At 67.1% G+C, this 16,991-nt stretch carries 15 protein-coding genes; 4 read left to right on the plus strand and 11 right to left on the minus strand.

What is annotated here, in order from left to right; translation table 11 throughout:
- Positions 1-74 precede the first annotated feature (74 nt).
- The 4 genes from ACJH6I_RS25530 (at position 75) to ACJH6I_RS25545 (ending at position 3,898) form a co-directional block, all read left to right on the plus strand.
- Positions 75-1,415 (plus strand): FAD-dependent oxidoreductase, encoded by a 1,341-nt coding sequence (locus ACJH6I_RS25530; RefSeq protein ID WP_318985133.1) that lies wholly within the window; start codon positions 75-77, stop codon positions 1,413-1,415.
- Positions 1,416-1,464: 49 nt separating this feature from the next.
- Entirely contained in the window at positions 1,465-2,046 is a 582-nt protein-coding gene (locus tag ACJH6I_RS25535; RefSeq protein WP_318985134.1) for a TetR family transcriptional regulator C-terminal domain-containing protein, read from the plus strand.
- Between the two features lie 29 nt (positions 2,047-2,075).
- Positions 2,076-3,470: a family 1 glycosylhydrolase gene (locus ACJH6I_RS25540; RefSeq protein ID WP_318985135.1), complete on the plus strand. Its 1,395-nt coding sequence runs from the start codon at positions 2,076-2,078 to the stop codon at positions 3,468-3,470.
- A gap of 74 nt (positions 3,471-3,544) precedes the next feature.
- Positions 3,545-3,898, plus strand: a complete 354-nt coding sequence (locus tag ACJH6I_RS25545) for a heme-binding protein (RefSeq protein ID WP_212812052.1) — start codon at positions 3,545-3,547, stop codon at positions 3,896-3,898.
- A gap of 19 nt (positions 3,899-3,917) precedes the next feature.
- Here ACJH6I_RS25545 and ACJH6I_RS25550 read toward each other — a convergent pair whose 3' ends face one another.
- From ACJH6I_RS25550 to ACJH6I_RS25600, 11 genes are all read right to left on the minus strand, one after another.
- Positions 3,918-4,499 (minus strand): nucleoside deaminase, encoded by a 582-nt coding sequence (locus tag ACJH6I_RS25550; RefSeq protein ID WP_318985136.1) that lies wholly within the window; start codon positions 4,497-4,499, stop codon positions 3,918-3,920.
- Between the two features lie 2 nt (positions 4,500-4,501).
- The gene (upp, locus tag ACJH6I_RS25555; RefSeq protein ID WP_212812053.1) at positions 4,502-5,131 is read right to left on the minus strand and encodes a uracil phosphoribosyltransferase; all 630 of its coding nucleotides are present in this window, start codon (positions 5,129-5,131) and stop codon (positions 4,502-4,504) included.
- A 9-nt stretch (positions 5,132-5,140) separates the two neighbouring features.
- A complete protein-coding gene (locus tag ACJH6I_RS25560; RefSeq protein WP_318985137.1) occupies positions 5,141-6,376 on the minus strand; it encodes a URC4/urg3 family protein in 1,236 nt (411 codons plus the stop codon).
- Positions 6,373-7,665: a GTP cyclohydrolase II gene (locus tag ACJH6I_RS25565; protein ID WP_318985138.1), complete on the minus strand. Its 1,293-nt coding sequence runs from the start codon at positions 7,663-7,665 to the stop codon at positions 6,373-6,375. Before ACJH6I_RS25565 ends, ACJH6I_RS25560 begins: the two co-directional genes overlap by 4 nt.
- A 96-nt stretch (positions 7,666-7,761) precedes the next feature.
- Positions 7,762-8,433 carry a transposase gene (locus ACJH6I_RS25570; RefSeq protein ID WP_318985139.1) on the minus strand — a complete coding sequence of 224 codons (672 nt, stop codon included), beginning with the start codon at positions 8,431-8,433 and terminating at the stop codon, positions 7,762-7,764.
- 29 nt (positions 8,434-8,462) lie between these two features.
- Positions 8,463-9,002 (minus strand): hypothetical protein, encoded by a 540-nt coding sequence (locus tag ACJH6I_RS25575; RefSeq protein WP_318985140.1) that lies wholly within the window; start codon positions 9,000-9,002, stop codon positions 8,463-8,465.
- 183 nt (positions 9,003-9,185) lie between these two features.
- A complete protein-coding gene (locus ACJH6I_RS25580) occupies positions 9,186-13,220 on the minus strand; it encodes a bifunctional nitrate reductase/sulfite reductase flavoprotein subunit alpha (protein WP_318985141.1) in 4,035 nt (1,344 codons plus the stop codon).
- A gap of 149 nt (positions 13,221-13,369) precedes the next feature.
- Positions 13,370-14,200 (minus strand): sterol desaturase family protein, encoded by an 831-nt coding sequence (locus ACJH6I_RS25585; RefSeq protein WP_318985142.1) that lies wholly within the window; start codon positions 14,198-14,200, stop codon positions 13,370-13,372.
- 12 nt (positions 14,201-14,212) lie between these two features.
- Entirely contained in the window at positions 14,213-14,917 is a 705-nt protein-coding gene (locus ACJH6I_RS25590) for a GntR family transcriptional regulator (protein ID WP_318985143.1), read from the minus strand.
- Between the two features lie 142 nt (positions 14,918-15,059).
- A complete protein-coding gene (locus tag ACJH6I_RS25595) occupies positions 15,060-16,553 on the minus strand; it encodes a NarK/NasA family nitrate transporter (protein WP_212812059.1) in 1,494 nt (497 codons plus the stop codon).
- 131 nt (positions 16,554-16,684) lie between these two features.
- Positions 16,685-16,957 (minus strand): hypothetical protein, encoded by a 273-nt coding sequence (locus tag ACJH6I_RS25600; protein ID WP_318985144.1) that lies wholly within the window; start codon positions 16,955-16,957, stop codon positions 16,685-16,687.
- Positions 16,958-16,991: the final 34 nt, after the last annotated feature.

A 16,991-nucleotide genomic window follows, 5' to 3' on the forward strand; every position in this document is an offset into this window, starting at 1 on the left:
CCATCCCCGACGTAGGCCTTGCGGCACAGACGTACCAATTTAGGCTTGCCTTACCTGATTCAAGGAGATGCTGCATGCGTGACATCCGCGTGGCGGTGATCGGGGCAGGTCCGGCCGGAATCTATGCGTCCGACATCCTGGTCGATGAATACCCGCAGGCCAGGGTCGACCTGTTCGATCGACTGCCGGCCCCGTACGGGCTGGTCCGGTATGGCGTGGCACCCGACCATCCCCGGATCAAGGAGATCATCAAGGCGCTGCGCCGGGTGCTCTCGCGCGATCAGATCCGCTTCATCGGCAATGTGCACTACGGCACCGATCTCAAGCTGTCCGATCTGCGGCGCTACTACGACGCGGTCGTCTTCTCCACCGGCGCACGCGCGGACCGCCCGTTGGACATCCCCGGCATCGAACTCCCGGGCAGCTACGGCGCCGCCGACTTCGTGTCCTGGTACGACGGCCACCCCGACGTGCCACGAACCTGGCCGCTGGAGGCCAAGAGTGTCGCGGTGCTCGGCGCGGGCAACGTGGCACTCGACATCGCCCGGATGCTGGCCAAGCCCGCCGATGAGCAGTTGAGCACCGAGATCGCCGGCAATGTGTACCAAGGTCTTTCCCTGAATCAGGCCACCGACGTGCATGTGTTCGCCCGGCGCGGTCCGGCCCAGATCAAGTTCTCGCCGATGGAATTCCGCGAGCTGTCGCACTCCCCCAGCGTCGACGTGATCGTGCACCCGGAGGGCTTCGAGATCGACGAGGCCAGCCAGCAGGCCATCAACACCAGCAAGTCCACCAAGCTCGTCGTCAACACCATGATGCGGTACCTCGACGTCGAGCCCACCGGTGCCCCGCATCGCATCCACATTCACCTGTGCCAATCCCCCGTCGCCGTGCTCGGCACCGACCGCGTCGAAGGACTGCGGACCGAACGCACCGAACTGATCGGTGACGGAACCGCCCGGGGCACCGGCGAATTCACCGATTGGCCGGTGCAGGCGGTCTACCGCGCCGTCGGCTATCTGTCGTCACACCTGGCCGATCTGCCGTTCGACCACCACGCCGGCGTGGTCCCCCACGACGCCGGGCGGGTCCTGGACCTCGACGGCGAACTGATCGAGGGCACTTACGTCACCGGCTGGATCAAGCGCGGGCCGATCGGACTCATCGGGCACACCAAATCCGATGCGTCCGAGACGATCACCAGCCTGTTGGCCGACCTGCCGGGTCTGCGCGCACCGGAGATCCGCGAACCCGATGCCATCCTGGAACACCTGGCCGGCAGCGGCATCGACTACACGACGTGGGCGGAATGGGAACGCCTCGACGCCCACGAGATGGCCCTCGGCGCGCAGCAGGGCCGCGAGCGGGTCAAGGTGGTGCCCCGCGCCGACATGATCAGCGCCGGCCGGCGGTAGGCGGCCGGCTTCGGGCACTTCCTGCCGCGGGTGTCGCTAGCCTCACGTCATGCCAACTGTGGGGCGATACGCCAAGGGTGAGGCCAAGCGCGCGGAGATCAAGGCCGTCGCGCTCGCGGTGCTGGAACGCGACGGTGAGGCCGGTGCGTCGATGCGGGTGATCGCCAATGAGGCGAACATCAGCCTGGCGGGCCTGATGCACTACTTCCCCACCCGTGACGTGCTCCTGACCGAGTTGCATCGCGACGCCGATGCGAAATTCGAAGAGCGGTACCGCAATTCGGACGTCGACATCGACCCGGGCGAGGCCATGGCACAGGCGATGGTAGACAAGGCCGCCAAGCCCGGATCGGGAACGGTCTATCTGTCCCTGGCCGCGGCCGCCGCCGTCGACCCGTCTCATCCGGCCGCGGATTACCTGCGCCAGCGATACGAGAGCATGCGCGCGACCATCAGCGACTACGTCCGCCGCCGCCAGGCTGCCGGCGCGGTCCCCGCCCACGTCGACGCCGATTTCGCCGCCACCGCGCTGATCGCGGCGGCGGACGGGATTCAGATCCAGTGGATGTCCGATCGATCGATCGACATGGGCGCGCACGTGCGCGCGGTGTGGGGCGCATTACTGTCCTGACCAAAACAGTGCAGTGTATGGTTTTTGGTATGAAGTGGAACCGGGTTGTCGTGGCGTCAGCCGTTGCCCTCTCCTTGGGCCTGTCCGCCTGCGGCGCGAAGCAGGACGCAAAGCAGGAGCGGACGGACACCAGTTCGTCCTGGAATCGCAACTTCTACTGGGGCACCGCGACGGCCGGCTACCAGGTGGAAGGCGACGCTCCCGACAGCAACTGGCGCCGCTACGTCGACCGCACGGCCGGCAAGCCCGTCCCACCCGGCGCCGACGTCCTGAGCGCAGCTCCGGTGGAGCCCTACAAGCAGGCCGACGACTTCCGGCACCGGTACAAAGAGGACATCGCCAACGCGCATGCCATGGGCGTCAACACTTTTCGCTTCGGGGTCGAGTGGGCGCGGGTGATGCCGCAGCCCGGCAAGTGGGACGAGAAGGAACTGGCCTACTACGACGACGTGGTCGCGACGCTGCTCGCCAACGGCATGACGCCGATGATCACGCTGATGCACTGGGTCTACCCCGGCTGGATCGCGGACCGCGGCGGCTTCCTCAACAACGTCGCCGCGTTCGAGGACTTCGCCACGGCGATCACCAAACGCTACGCGGGCCAGGGCGTGCTGTGGGTGAGCATCAACGAGCCACTGGCCTTCGGCGCGATGGAAGTGCGCACCGGCGCCATCAAACCCGACCAGTTCGGCACGTTCCTCGACCGCGTCGCCGACGCGCACCGCGCCGTCTACCGCGCCGCCCACGACGCCGACCCCAAGGCCAAGGTCACCACCAACGAGGCCTACATTCCGCCGGAAGTGTTGGCACAGTTCACCGGATTCGGCGTCACGGGCATCGAAGGCTCGTTCTTCGACCGGGTGCGGGACAGCCTCGACTACCTCGGCTTCGACTACTACACCGGGACGGCAGCGGACAACCCGGCGTCGGCACAGAGCATGGCGGCGCGGTGGAACATCAAATTGCAGCCCGAGGACATCTACTACGTGGCGCGTCATTACGCCCAGCGGTATCCCGGCCTACCCATCTATGTCGTCGAGAACGGCATGGTCACCGACAACGCGAAGCCGCGCACCGACGGTGTGACGCGATCGCAGTACCTCAGCGACACCGTGTTCTGGCTGCAGCGCGCCAAGGCCGACGGCATCCCGATCATCGGCTACAACTACTGGTCGCTGGTCGACAACTACGAGTGGGGCAGCTACCGTCCTCGCTTCGGCCTGTATTCGGTTGACGCCCTGGGCGATCCGGCGCTGCGTCGTGTACCCACCGACGCGGTCCAGACCTACACGCAGATCACCCGCGACGGGGGCACGCCACCGGCTTACCGGCCCGTGATCCCCGCGGCGAAGTGCTCGACGACCGTCGGCAAGGACAGCTGCGCCCCGCTCGACGTGAACGGCCCGACGGTCGCGTTGCGCTGAGTTCGGTCCCAACACGCGGGCCGAATTCCACGCAATGCGCCCGAGATCGCCGGGTTTCCAGCAGGATCAGCAGTATGAAACTGACTGCCATGCTCGCGCTCGCCGGGTTCGCCTCGCTCACGATCGCCATCCCCAACGCGACCGCAGCGCCGTGTACCGCCAGCGGACTGGCCAGCACCGCGGGCTCGGTCCTGGCCCAGGCCGGGAGCTACCTCGACGCCCACCCGGGCGCCAACGAAGCCCTGACCAACGCGAGCTCGTCGGGCGACGCGGAAGGCGCCGTCCGGGCGTACTTCACCGCTCATCCAGGCGAGTTCTTCGACCTGAAGAACATCGCACGGCCCCTGACGACGCTGCGCGGTCAGTGCGGCGGCATGTCGGTCTCACCGGCACAGATGTCGGCGCTTTTCGACGCGCTGTCGTCGTGAGCCGCGGCGGCCCGGCACGTCAGCGCCAGTAGCCCTGATGTGCCTGTGCCGCTTCGTCTTCCAATAGTGGCCCGATGACGGTGATCGGGCGGTAGCCGTGCAGCAGGATGTCGCGGCACGGCAGTGCGTAGCCCGCGCTCTTCGGGTCGTCGCCGGTGAATTGGAGCAGCCGGGTGTCGGACATGCCGTACACCAACCGCCCGATGCCACTCCAGTAGGCACCGCCGGCACACATCGTGCACGGCTCGGTGCTGGCGTACAGCGTCGCCGACCGCATGCCGTCGTCGCCGAGTGCCCGCCAGGCAGTGCGGACGGTGACCATCTCGGCGTGGTCGGTCGGATCACCGCCGTCGACGGACGACGTGTTGCCGTGTGCGGCCACCACGCTGCCGGCGGCATCGGCCACCAGGGCACCGTAGGGGGCGCCGCCCGTCTCGCGCGCCTGCTCGGCCAGCACGAACGTGCGCCGGAGGTGGGCCAGGTCTTGCTCGCCGGGATCGGGCTCGGCGTGGGCCGGGCCCACCGCGCCGACGCCCGCCACCGACGCGCCGAGGACCAGCCCGGCGCCGCGCAGCACGGTCCGCCTGTTCGGGTTCGGCATGGCTACTTGGTGCCGAAGATGCGGTCGCCGGCGTCGCCGAGGCCCGGCACGATGTAGCCGTGCTCGTCGAGTTCCCGGTCCAGCGCCGCGGCGTAGATCGGGACCTCGGGGTGGGCCGCTTGCATCGCCGCGACGCCTTCCGGACAGGTCAGCAGACAGACGAACTTGATGGAGCGCGGCCGATACTCCTTGAGCCGGTCGATCGCGGCCACGGCCGAGTTTCCGGTGGCGAGCATCGGATCGCACACCACGATGTCGCGCTCGTGCAACTCACTCGGCATCTTGAAGTAATACTCCACGGCAACATGGGTTTTCGGGTCACGGTACAAACCGATGTGGCCGATGCGCGCGCCGGGAACGACGCTGAGCATGCCGTCCAGAATGCCGCTGCCCGCCCGCAGGATCGAGGCGAAGACGAGCTTCTTGCCGTCGATGACCATGCCGGTGGTGGATTCCAGCGGCGTCTCGATCTCGATCTCGTGCATAGGGATGTCCCGCAGCACCTCGTAGGTCATCAGCGCGGAAATCTCGTTCAATAGCGCGCGAAAGCCCTTGGTGGACACATCCTTCTGCCGCATCAGCGTCAGCTTGTGCTGAACCAGCGGATGGTCGACGAGATGCAGATTACCCATGGCGCCCTCCTAGAAAACCGTGCCGTCACTGCTGATGGACAGCGGCGGGTTCCCGGCCCGCAACTGCTGCGCGAGGGTGCGCCCGGCTGCCCAGGTGCCGCCTTCGAGGACGCAGGCCAGCGGCAGCGTCGCGGAGTCGAGGCCGAGCGCGCTGCGTACCAGCGGCGCAAGCTCGTCCAGCAGCGCGACGGTCAGTGCGCGCCACTCGACGACCAATTCGTCGGCCACCGACCAGGTTCGGTCCGCGGCTGCCGGATCCCGCAGGCGCAGTACCCCGGTATCGAGCAGCAGGCCGCCGTTGCGGTATTCGGGCAGGCCGGTGAGCGCATCCAGGCCGGTGACCGGCACGCCCGCCCACTCGAACGGCTCCAGCAGCGAGTAGGTCAGCCACTGCGACAGCTTGTGGAACGGCATCCACCCACGCGACAAGCCGTTTCCCGGCACCGCCGGATGCGGCCAGCAGTCACCGAGCGGGATACCGCCGATGTCGTTGTCGGCCAGCCAGACCCCGGAAAGGGTGTCCAGGAGCCGCACCAGGATGTCGTGCGCGTGGACTTCCGGGCCGGCCAGCACGTCGAACAGGCCGCCGGGACGCCCCTGCGGGCCGAAGACCTCGGGACGAACCTCGAGCGCGGCACCGAGCCGCCGCAGCAGCTGCACCCGGCCGCTGAGCCCGACCAGCGGATTGTCCGGCGCGGCCTGAAATGCCCGGCCGAGGGCGGCGTCGTCGATGGCGCGCAGTGCCGCGGCGTCGACCTGCCAGGGCTGAGCCGGGTCACTGGAGAACAGCCCGTCGGCGAAGGCGTGCCAACTGGCCACCCCGAGTCCCTCGGACCGCGTGAAGCGTTGCCCGGTAATCGGTTCCGCATAGGCCCAGTCGGGACCGGCGCCGGCGTCGAGCAGCACGCTGACCACGGCCAGGTCGATCATCGCGCGGGCCCGGGCGGTGGGTTCCAACCCGGCCAGCTTGGCGCGCAGGTCGGCGGTACGGTCGATGCCGCCGGCCTCGAAATGGCGCCAGCGGCTGTGATACGGGATCGCCAGATCGGGATAACGCGTGCGGGTGACGCCGCCGACGAGGTCGGCGGCCGGCGTCAGCGCGACATCGTCGACCACGAACCAACGTGATTCCCCCGCGCGTGCCCGCTGCAGCAGGAACTCGGCACGTTCGCGGATGGCCGCGGTACTGCGCAGAATGCCGACCGCGACGGCGCTGTCGGTGCCAGTGCCGGTGCCGATCGTCATGACGTGAGTCCGCGGCCCTTGGCGATCTTGAGTTCGTCGGCGTCGGGCACCGGTCCGGGGGTGAAGTAACCGGCGGCCGTCTTGGCGTCGATCTCGACGCGGGCATCGGCCGGGATCAGGTCGTCCGGGATGTTCACGCGTTCGACGACCTCGATTCCCGAGCCGGTGATGGCGTCGTACTTCATGTTGCTCATCGAGACCAGCCGATGGATCGTGCGGATGCCCAGCCAGTGCAGCACGTCGGGCATGAGTTCCTGGAAACGCATATCCTGCACGCCGGCAACGCATTCCGTGCGGGCGAAGTACTGGTCTGCGGTGTCGCCACCGACCTGCCGCTTACGCGCGTTGTACACCAGGAACTTGGTGACCTCACCCAGCGCGCGACCTTCCTTGCGGGAGTAGGCCACGAGCCCCACCCCACCGCGCTGCGCACCCTGGATGCACTCTTCGATCGCGTGCGTGAGATAAGGCCGGCAGGTACAGATGTCGGAGCCGAACACATCCGATCCGTTGCACTCGTCGTGGACACGGGCGGTCAACTCCACGCTGGGGGCGGCGAGGTCACGGGCCTGGCCGAAGATGTAGAGGGTCTGCCCGCCGATGGGCGGCAGGAAGACCTCGAGGTCGCCGCGTGTGACGAGCTCGGGATACATGCCGCCGGTCTCCTCGAACAGCACGCGGCGCAGTTCCGTTTCGCTGCAACCGAATCGGGCCGCGACCCCGGGCAGGAACCAGACCGGCTCGATGGCCGCCTTGGTCACCAGCGCGGCGCCGTTGTCCAGCAGCACCCGGCCGTCGGGGCGGAGCCGGCCCTTGACGATCGCCTCGGCGACCTCCGGCAGGATCACGTGGGCCTTGGTGATGGCGATGGTCGGCCGGATGTCGTAGCCGCTCGCCAGTTCGGCGGTGAAGGCGTCCGCGACCATGGCGCCCCAGGGGTCCAGACTCACGATCGCGCCGGGATCGGACCATTGGGGGTACGGGCCGATCACGTCGGTGGGTGCGGTGTTGGTCAGATCGGCGCGGTGCGCGGGCGACAGCGCCCCCGCCGCGACCGCCAATGCCCGGTAGACGCTGTAAGACCCGCTGTGGGTGCCGATCACGTTGCGGTGTGCGCGCGTGGTCGTGGTCCCGATCACCGGGCCGCGCTCGGCGGCGGTCGCGGCGCCCCAGTGGATCGGCAGGGCGTCGGCGGCGCCGCTGTGCGACGTCAACCTGATGTGACGGGCAGCGTTGCGTGGCGGGACAGCAGAGGGTGGACCTGATGCTGCGTCTGAATCCAAGACCATCGACATCGCTCCTTCCCGGCAAGCTCCAGTCAACCATCAACTGCCCGGCCATGGAGGCCGAGCTTGCAGCTGTATCCCCTGGCTGGGTGTCAGGTGTTAGGCCGCGCTGGGGACCGTTGATTGGGCCCAGATAGTTGGCGCTCGGTGCGCGATGTTGTCCGCACCGAGGATGTCCGCGTGCTCCGCAGTGAAATTGCAGTTCCGGCAGACGAATCGGGCCTGGCTGGTCCGGTTACGTTTGTCGGTGTGGCCGCACGCGGTGCAACGCTGGCTGGTGTAAGCCGGATCTACAGCGATCATCGGCACACCCGCTCGGGCTGCTTTGTAGGTGAGAAACGCTCCCAGTTGAGCGAACGCCCAACTGGAATGAGTGGCGCGTTGGGGCTTGCGGAGCCGTACCCGTTCACGAATCCCAGTCAATTCCTCGACTGCGATACCGCGTCCGGTGCGTTCAGCCTCGGCCACGATCCTCTTGGAAATCTGGTGGTTCACGTCAGCGGCGTACCGCGCCTCACGGCGGGAGTGCTTGCGCAGCAACCGTTTCGCCGACTTGGTCTTCTTGGCTTGTAATTTGTGGCGCAGCTCGCGGTTCCGGGTACGGCGGTCTTTCACACTGCCCCGCCCAGCCGCGCCGTCCGGGGCTCCAGCGCCGTAGGTACTCATCAACTCCTCGGCCAAGGAGCGGTCGCTGGTGACCGCGATATTCTCAATCCCCAGATCAACCCCGATCCACCCTGCGGGGGTGGTCAGACGCTCCCCGGACCGCACCTCCGGTTCCGGAACCTCGACGGTGGCGATCAGATAGGCGCGCGTCCACGGCGCTGGCGGCGGATCACCAGATCAGTTTCCCCGCTGCGATATTCGCGCAGCAGGGCGATTTGAGCGGCATCGCCAACAAACCGCAGATTCTTCAGCCGGCCGTCCACCGTCCAGATCGACACAGCACCACCGGTATCGGTGTCATGGCACCACGACAGGCACCGGTCATCGAACGGCTGCGCAGCCAGCTCCCGGAATCGGATCGGTGCCGCTTCAACCTTCTTTCTGCGGGTGCTTCCGGGTTTGCCGTACCGGCCGGCGCGCAGGTTCGCCCGCAGCGAGGCATAGGAGTCGGCGACCTTGCGGATGCAAGATTGGGCGACCTGCGCCCCCAACCCGGCATGCTCCCGGGCCTGCGCATAGGTGATAGCCCGCAAATCCCTGCCCCGGAAAACGTTCGCCCCGTGGGCGACCCGGGAAACCAAGTTCGCGGTGTCGTTGCACGCGGCCAGAGTGCGCACCAGCGCGTCGAGCTGAGAGGCATCCGCCTCCAGCCGAACCTGCACCACAAGCTTCACAACCCGCAACCTAACACTCGGGTCCGACAACGCATGGCTCGATCCGACTCGTAATTTCACCTCGATGGGAGCCAGATCCCAATGTACGTATGGGTTTGGCAGGCCGTCTACCGCACGCAGCCAGCCAGCTGAAACGGCCGGGCGTGCAGCGGTACCGCCGGACCGCCTGGCCCAGCGGGCAGATCAGTAGACGTCGCGGACGTAGCGCTTGTCGGCGATCAGCTCACGTTTGTAGTCGTGTGCTGCCGACTCGGACATGCCGCCGTGGGTCTTGATGATGTTGGTGAGCGTCACGTCGACGTCCTTGGCCATGCGCGCGGCGTCGCCGCACACGTAGAAGTGGGCGCCGTCCTCGAGCCAGCGCCACAGAATCTCGCCGTGCTCGCGCATCCGGTGCTGCACGTACACCCGGCGCGCCTGGTCCCGCGAGAACGCGGTGTCCAGCCGGGTCAGCAGACCGTCGGCAGCGAAGGCCTCCAATTCGTCTTGGTAGTAATAGTTTTCGGCCCGGTGCTGGTCGCCGAAGAACAGCCAGTTGCGGCCGGTGTGCCCCAGTGCCCGGCGCTCGTGCAGGAAGCCGCGGAACGGCGCGATGCCGGTGCCGGGCCCAACCATGATCATCGGGGTCAGCGCATCCTCGGGAGGCCGGAAATGCGGCGCCGACTGCAGGAACACCGGCACCGTCTCCGCCCGGTCCGCGAGGTAGGTGGACGCGACGCCGTGCCGGATGCCGCCACGGGCACCCTCGTATCGGACCACCGACACCGTCAGTTGCACCTCGTCGGGGCTCACCAACGGGCTGGACGAGATCGAGTACGAGCGTGGCGCCAGGCGCACCAACGCATCTCGCCACTCCTCGGGTTCGGCGCGGACTCTGAACTCTTCGATGAGGTCCAGGCCGGTGCGGCCGTCCAGCCAGCGGTCACGCTCTTCCCGGGGCGCCCGCAGAATCTTGGCGCGGCTGCGTTCGGCCACGAAGTTGATCAGGGTCGGCGACACCTTGCAGATGTCGTACGACGTGGTCAGGGCCTCGCGCAGAGCGGTTTCGCCGCCGTCGATCTCGATGACCTCGTCGCCCGAGAGCCCGGCCGCCGCCAGCCATGCCGAGACGGTCTCCGGGCAGTTGGCCACCACCACGCCCAGCGCGTCGCCGACGCCGTAGCTGACGTCGTGCCCGGACAGGTCGAAGCCGATCTGGCGGACTTCCTTCGCGCCACCCTTGGTCAGCAGGGTGTTGCGGCACAACGGGACCGGTAGCGGGTTGTTGCGGGTGAACGGCTTGGCAGGAGCCACGGGTTTGGCGGGTGCGGCGGGTTTGGCGGGCGCTGTCGGCGCCAGCGGGGCCGCCGCGGCCAGCTCGACGACAGCGTCGGACCAGTGTGCAAGGGGCTCGTCGTCGTACGCCTCACAGTCGGCGCGGTCGAGCAGCGCCTTGGCCCCGAGTTCGGCGAAACGGCTGTCCAGGGATTTGGCGTAGCCACAGAAGTTCTCGTACGCCCGGTCGCCGATTCCGAGTACCGAGTACCGCACCCCGGAGAGGTCCGGCGCGTCGGCGGCGCTGAGGCGGGCCCAGAAGTCGGCCCCGTTGTCGGGTGGTCCGCCGTCTCCGAAAGTGCTTGTTACGACCAGGACTTCGCTCGCGGCAGCGACGTCGTCCAGCGCGGTGTCGTCCAGCGCCTGCAGCCGGGATCCGGCGATCTTGGCGGCCAGTCCGGCGGCGAACTCCTCCGCGGTGCCGGTCTGCGACGCCCACAAGACCAACGGCCCCGGGGGCTCCGGCTGCACAGCGCCGGCGACAACCGGACCCGAGACGCTGTGCGCACCGGCCAGCGCCCCGTCGACCCACAGTCGCACCACGGAGCGCACGGGCGCCGCTGCCGGCAGGACGGGGACCCCGGTGGTGTGCTCGATGCCACTGAAAAAGCCTGACAGGTAAATCTTTTCGGTGTCGTTGAGTGCGGGCGGACCGGCCAGACCGAGTGCGGCGGCCAGCGGATGGGTGCCGGCACCCGTGGGTGCGCCGAGTGGCGCGACGACAGGCTCGGTCACGACCGGCGCCAGTCGCACCGCGCACACCTTGAATTCGGGCTGCAGCGAGTCGGGGTCCACCGCATCGTTGGTGACGGCGTTGATCGTGAGCCGGTCACCCTGCTGGTCGTTCCAGTGGAACGGCGCGAAGCAGTTCCCCGGCCGCACGCGGTCGGTCAGGACGGCCGGCAGGACCGCCGTGCCGCGGCGCGACGAAACCTCGACGGATGCGCCGTCGACAATTCCGAGGTCGCTCGCGTCGGCGGGATGAATCTCGATGAACGGCTTCCCGGTGAGCTTGTTGAGCTTCTCGACCCTGCCGGTCTTGGTCATGGTGTGCCACTGGTGTTGCAGCCGACCGGTGTTCAGCACCAACGGGAATTCGTCGTCGGGCAGTTCCCTGGCGTCCAGGTGCGGGCGGGCGTGGAACACCGCCCGGCGCGAGGGTGTCGGAAACGCCAGTCGCGGCCGGTGCCCGTCCGCGCCGGCGAACAGGTCCTGGCTCACGCCGTCGTTGAGATAGCGGATCGGGTTGCGGTCGCCGCTGTCCGGCGGGCACGGCCACTGCAGTGGGGTCTCGCGCAGCCGCTCGTAGGTGACGCCACTGAGGTCGTATCCCGTCCGCCGGTTGGTGAACTGGCGGATTTCGGCGAATACGTCCTCGCTGGACTTGTAGTCGAATTCGTCGCCGAAGCCCATGTGCCGGGCGACATTGCAGATCAGCTCCCAGTCGGGCCGCGCGTCACCGGCGGCGGGGATGCTCTGCTGCAGCAGGGTCAGGTTGCGTTCGGAGTTGATCATGACGCCGTCGGCTTCGGCCCACAGCGTCGCGGGCAGCACGATGTCGGCGTAGGCGTTGGTCGCGGTGTCCTGATAGGTGTCCTGCGTGATGACCAGCTCGGCTGCCTGCAACCCGTCGATGACGGTCTGCCGATTGGCCACGGAGGCAACGGGATTGGTGCAGATGATCCAGACGGCCTTGATGTCACCGGTGCCCAGCTGCCGGAACATCTCGATGGTGCCGGGGCCGACGTCGGTGCGGATGGTGCCGGGCTCCAGCTCCCACTGCTCTTCGACGAAGGCCCGGTCGTCGGCCGACGTCACCGCGCGCTGCCCGGGCAGACCCGGTCCCATGTAACCCATCTCGCGGCCACCCATGGCGTTGGGCTGCCCCGTCAGGGACATCGGGCCGCTGCCGGTGCGGCAGATGGCGCCGGTGGCCAGGTGCAGGTTGCAGATGGCGTTGGTGTTCCAGGTGCCGTGCGTGCTCTGGTTCAGGCCCATGGTCCAGCACGACATCCACTCCCCTGCCTCGGCGATCATCTCGGCGGCGCGCCGGATGTCGGCTTCGGGGATTCCGGTGATCGCGGCGACCTGCGCCGGCGGATAGTCGGCGAGGAACGCGGGCATGGCCTCCCAGCCCTCGGTGTGCTCGGCGATGAATTCGTGGTCTATGGCACCACTTTCGACCAGCAGGTGCAGCAGGCCGTTGAGCAGCGCCAGGTCGGTACCGGGTTTGATCTGCAGGAACAGATCGGCCTTGTCGGCGGTGGCGTTGCGGCGCGGGTCGACGACGATCAGCTTGGCGCCCTTGGCAATCCGGTCGGCCATGCGCAGGAACAGGATCGGGTGGCAGTCGGCCATGTTGGCGCCGATCACGAAAAACAGGTCGGCCGAATCGAAATCGGCGTACGACCCGGGCGGCCCATCGGCGCCGAGCGACTGCTTGAAACCGGTACCTGCGCTCGCCATGCACAGCCGGGAGTTAGATTCGATGTGCACGGTGCGGATGAAGCCCTTGGCCAGTTTGTTCGCCAGGTACTGGGCCTCGAGGGTCATCTGGCCCGAAACGTACAGCGCCACAGCGTCGGGGCCGTGTTCGTCGATGATGGCGCGCAGCCGGCGGCCGGCTTCAGCGGTGGCGTCGTCGGTGGTGACGCTGACCATCTCGCCGTTGCGCCGCACCTGCGCGGTGGTGAGCCGGCCCTCGTCGGCATGCATCAGGTCGGCGTGCGTGGCGCCCTTGGTGCACAACCGCCCGAAGTTGGTGGGGTGCAGGCGGTCCCCGGACACGCGTGCGATGACGGGCAGCCCGGTGCCGGCGTCGGCCCGCGTCTCGACCGAAATGCCGCAACCGACACCGCAGTAGGAGCACGCGGTACGCGTGGTGTGTGCTCCCGGGGCGGCCATGACTCAGTTGTACGGGCCGCCGATGCCGCAACCGTTGCGCGACCATGTACTGCACATCAACCCGAGCTCACCTGGCCGTCCGGGCATGGTGCGCAACATGTTTCATGCCGGAATCACGATGGAAACCTGCCGGAAATCTGTGAGCTGCGTTACGCGCTGTCGGGCGACCAGCCCGGGCCACGGAACGTGTGTCCGAAGCGCTGCTTCCACGTCTTGGCCGCGCGCACATCTTGCCAGATCGCGGTGTATTCGTGGGTGGCAACCCGCAGCGGGTTGAACGTCTTGATGTTCTTGGTCAGACCGTAGACCACGCGCTCGTCCTCAGCGCGGAAACTGCCGAACAGCCGGTCCCAGATGATCAGGATGCCACCGTAGTTGGTGTCCAGGTACTGGTCGTTGGAACCGTGGTGCACGCGGTGATGCGACGGCGTGTTCATCACGAATTCGATGGGCCGCCACAGCTTTCCGACCCGCTCGGTGTGGATGAAGAACTGGTACAGAAGACTGACCGACTGCTGCAGCAGGATCATCCACGGCGCGAAGCCGAGAAATGCCAACGGCAACCAGAACGGCAGCGCCGTGAACGGCGTCCACGTCTGCCGCAGTGCGGTCGACAGGTTGTAGTGCTCGCTGGAGTGGTGCACGACGTGGCTGGCCCAGAACAGCCGGATCGTGTGGTGCGTCCGGTGATACCAGTAGTAGACGAAGTCGTCGGCGACGAACAGCGCGATCCAGGTCAGCGGATTGTCGGCGGGCAGATGTACCGGCGCGACCAGATAGGCCGCGCTCAGCGCCGCCAGGACCACCAGCTTCCAGCCGATGTTGATGATGACGTTGCCGATACCCATGGTGAGACTCGTTCGGGAATCCCGGAATTCGTAACCGACCTCGTCGTCGTCCGGCAGGAAGCGGAAGGACAGCGCCTCGAGCACCAGACAGAGCACGAACACCGGTACGGCGTGCAGGATCAGATCGAACATGGGCAATGACTCCTACTGCTGAGCGGAAAGGATTTCGACGACCCGGCCCAGCAGGTCGTCGGCCACGTGGTGAGCGGCGTCGGCGTCGCGCGCAACGAGGTGCCCGGCCAGCGTGATGTGGGCGTCGCGGTCGGCCAGTTCGGCGGACGTACCGAGGTCGGCGATCGAGCCGAAGCCGATGTCGGCGAACGCCGCGACCAGCGTGTTGAGCGCCAGCCGGTAGGCCAGGTTGCCGCTGCCGTCGACGATCGCGGTCCAGAACGTCAGGTCAGCGGCGATCGATTCGTCGGTCTGCTGCGCCGGGTAGGCCGCAGCGGCATCGGCGATGGCCGCCAGCTGCTCGTCGGAGGCGTTCCTCGCGCACAGCCGGGCCGCGTCGGCTCCGACAGAGCGGCGCATCACCATGATGTCGCGGGCGATCTGCAGCGCCGGCACGGCGCCGGTGGCGGCGAGGGTGCTGAGGACGTCCAGGCCGGCCGTCTGCCGCCAGTCCTGGACCCGGGTCTTGCCGCCGTGACTGATCCGTACCAGCCGGGCCTGCTGTAGCCGTTTGAGTGCTTCCCGGATGGCGTGCCGGTTCACCGCGAAGGCCAGGGCCAGCTCGCGCTCGGACGGCAGTGCGTCGTCGACCGCGACGCGACCGGACAGGATCTCGTCGACGAGGTGCGCGAAGACCGAGTCACTGACCGCGGACCGCGTGACGGGTGCGATGTCCATGGGGTCAATGATCAGGGTCGCCACGACTACTGGTCAACTGGTTGGACCAGTTATCTGGATCACAAACTCCCCTGCCCCCGAACAACGAAATGCCCCGCGGGAAACTCCCGCGGGGCGTTTCGGCCAACTGGCCAGAGGCCGGCTACGTTGCCGGAACGAAATCCCGGCCGACGTGCTCGCCCGTCGCCGCACGCAGGTGCGGCTGACGCAGGAACACGAACCAGGTGACGACACCACACACCACGTAGAAGGCGAGAAACACCCAGAATGCGGTGGTCGCGGAGTGCGCCGGCCCGGCGTAGGACGCCCGGAGCACGATGTTGACGAGCACGCCACCGAACGCGCCGACCGCACCGGCGAAGCCGATCAGGGCGCCGGACATGCTGCGCGACCACAGGGTCTTCTCCGCAGCACCCAACTCGTCCTTGCTCTGCGCCTTGGCTTCGAAGATCGACGGGATCATCTTGTAGGTCGACCCGTTGCCGAGGCCGGTCAGGATGAACAGCACCATGAAGGCCGTGATGTAGACAGCCATCTGCGCACCCGTCGCCGGACCCTTGGTGGCGTCGTCCCACATGCCGGCGCTGACCAGGACTGCGGTGATGGCCGTCATCGCCGTGAAGACGTACAGCGTGATCTTGCCGCCACCGATCTTGTCGGCGAGCTTGCCGCCGAACGGACGCGAGATCGAGCCCAGCAGCGGGCCCAGGAACGCGATCCACGCGGTGTGGATGGACGCGTCGAAGTTGGCCTTGGCCAGCTCCTTGGCGGCTTCCTTGGGCAGCTTGGCCACCGACGCGACGTGGTACTTCTCCAGCAGCGGCGCGACGTCCTGTGCGGTGAAGTTGATGTTCAGAATCTGGGTGAACGCGAAGCTGAACCCGATGAACGAACCGAACGTACCGATGTAGAGGAAGCACATCACCCACGAGTTGCGGAACTTCATGGCCTCGACCATCGCCGAGAGGTTCGACTTCTGGCCCTGGATGTTGTCCATGAACAACGCGGCACCGAGGGCCGCGGCGGCCAGCAACACCAGATAGATGGCGCAGACCACCTCGGGACGACGGTTGCCGAGCGTGGCGATGGTGACCAGGCCGATGATCTGGATGACCGGCACACCGATGTTGCCGCCGCCGGCGTTCAGGCCCAGGGCCCAGCCCTTCAACCGCTGCGGGTAGAAGGCGTTGATGTTCGTCATCGACGACGCGAAGTTACCGCCACCGAAACCGGCGACCGCCGCGACGATCAGGAACGTCGTGTACGACGTACCCGGATGCATCATGAAGTACATGGTCAGCCCACACGGGATGGCCAGCATCAGGGCGCTGAAGATCGTGAAGTTACGGCCACCGAACCGGGCCGGTCCGATGGTGTAAGGGATGCGCATGAACGACCCGACCGCGATCGGGACGGCGCCGAGGACGAACTTGCCCAGGGCATCGATGCCGTAGACGGCCTGCGGCATGAACAGCACCATCACCGACCAGATGCTCCACACCGAGAAGCCGACATGCTCGGCGAAGATCGACCAGATCAAGTTCCGCTTGGCGATGTTCTTGTTGCCCGCGTCCCACGCAGCAACATCCTCAGCATCCCAGTGCTCGATGTCGCGGTTTCGACTTAACAGACTCACAAAGCCTCCCAGGTAGGAAATTGGTTGGCTACATATGTACGGGGGCGCGATGCCGCGGCTGTTGCCCTTCGGTGTCAGCAAAGTCAATAGGCACTCACTTGGAGGACCCTGTGGTTCGTGACCGCCATGATTCACAGCCGTCGTATCGACGCAACAAGCACGAAATAAGCGGGGCGCGAGAGTTCGGGCGGGCGCATGCGGCCGACGGCGGTGCCGATCAGGTGGTCGATGCCGGATGCGGGGCCGAGGAGTACGTGAATCCAGTCGTGGTGGCGATCCGCGGCGGTTGTTGAAGTCAGGGACGTCTGACGGCCAGAACCAGTACATGGCTTCGCGCACAACAGCTCATGTGCCTGGCGATTGAAGCCATGTACTTCTCCGGCCGGGGTGAAGAAAAAGAGCACCGCCGCGACGGGGAGTCCGTCGCGGCGGTGGCAT

It is taken from the genome of Mycobacterium sp. SMC-13, assembly GCF_045311035.1.
Classification (GTDB): domain Bacteria; phylum Actinomycetota; class Actinomycetes; order Mycobacteriales; family Mycobacteriaceae; genus Mycobacterium.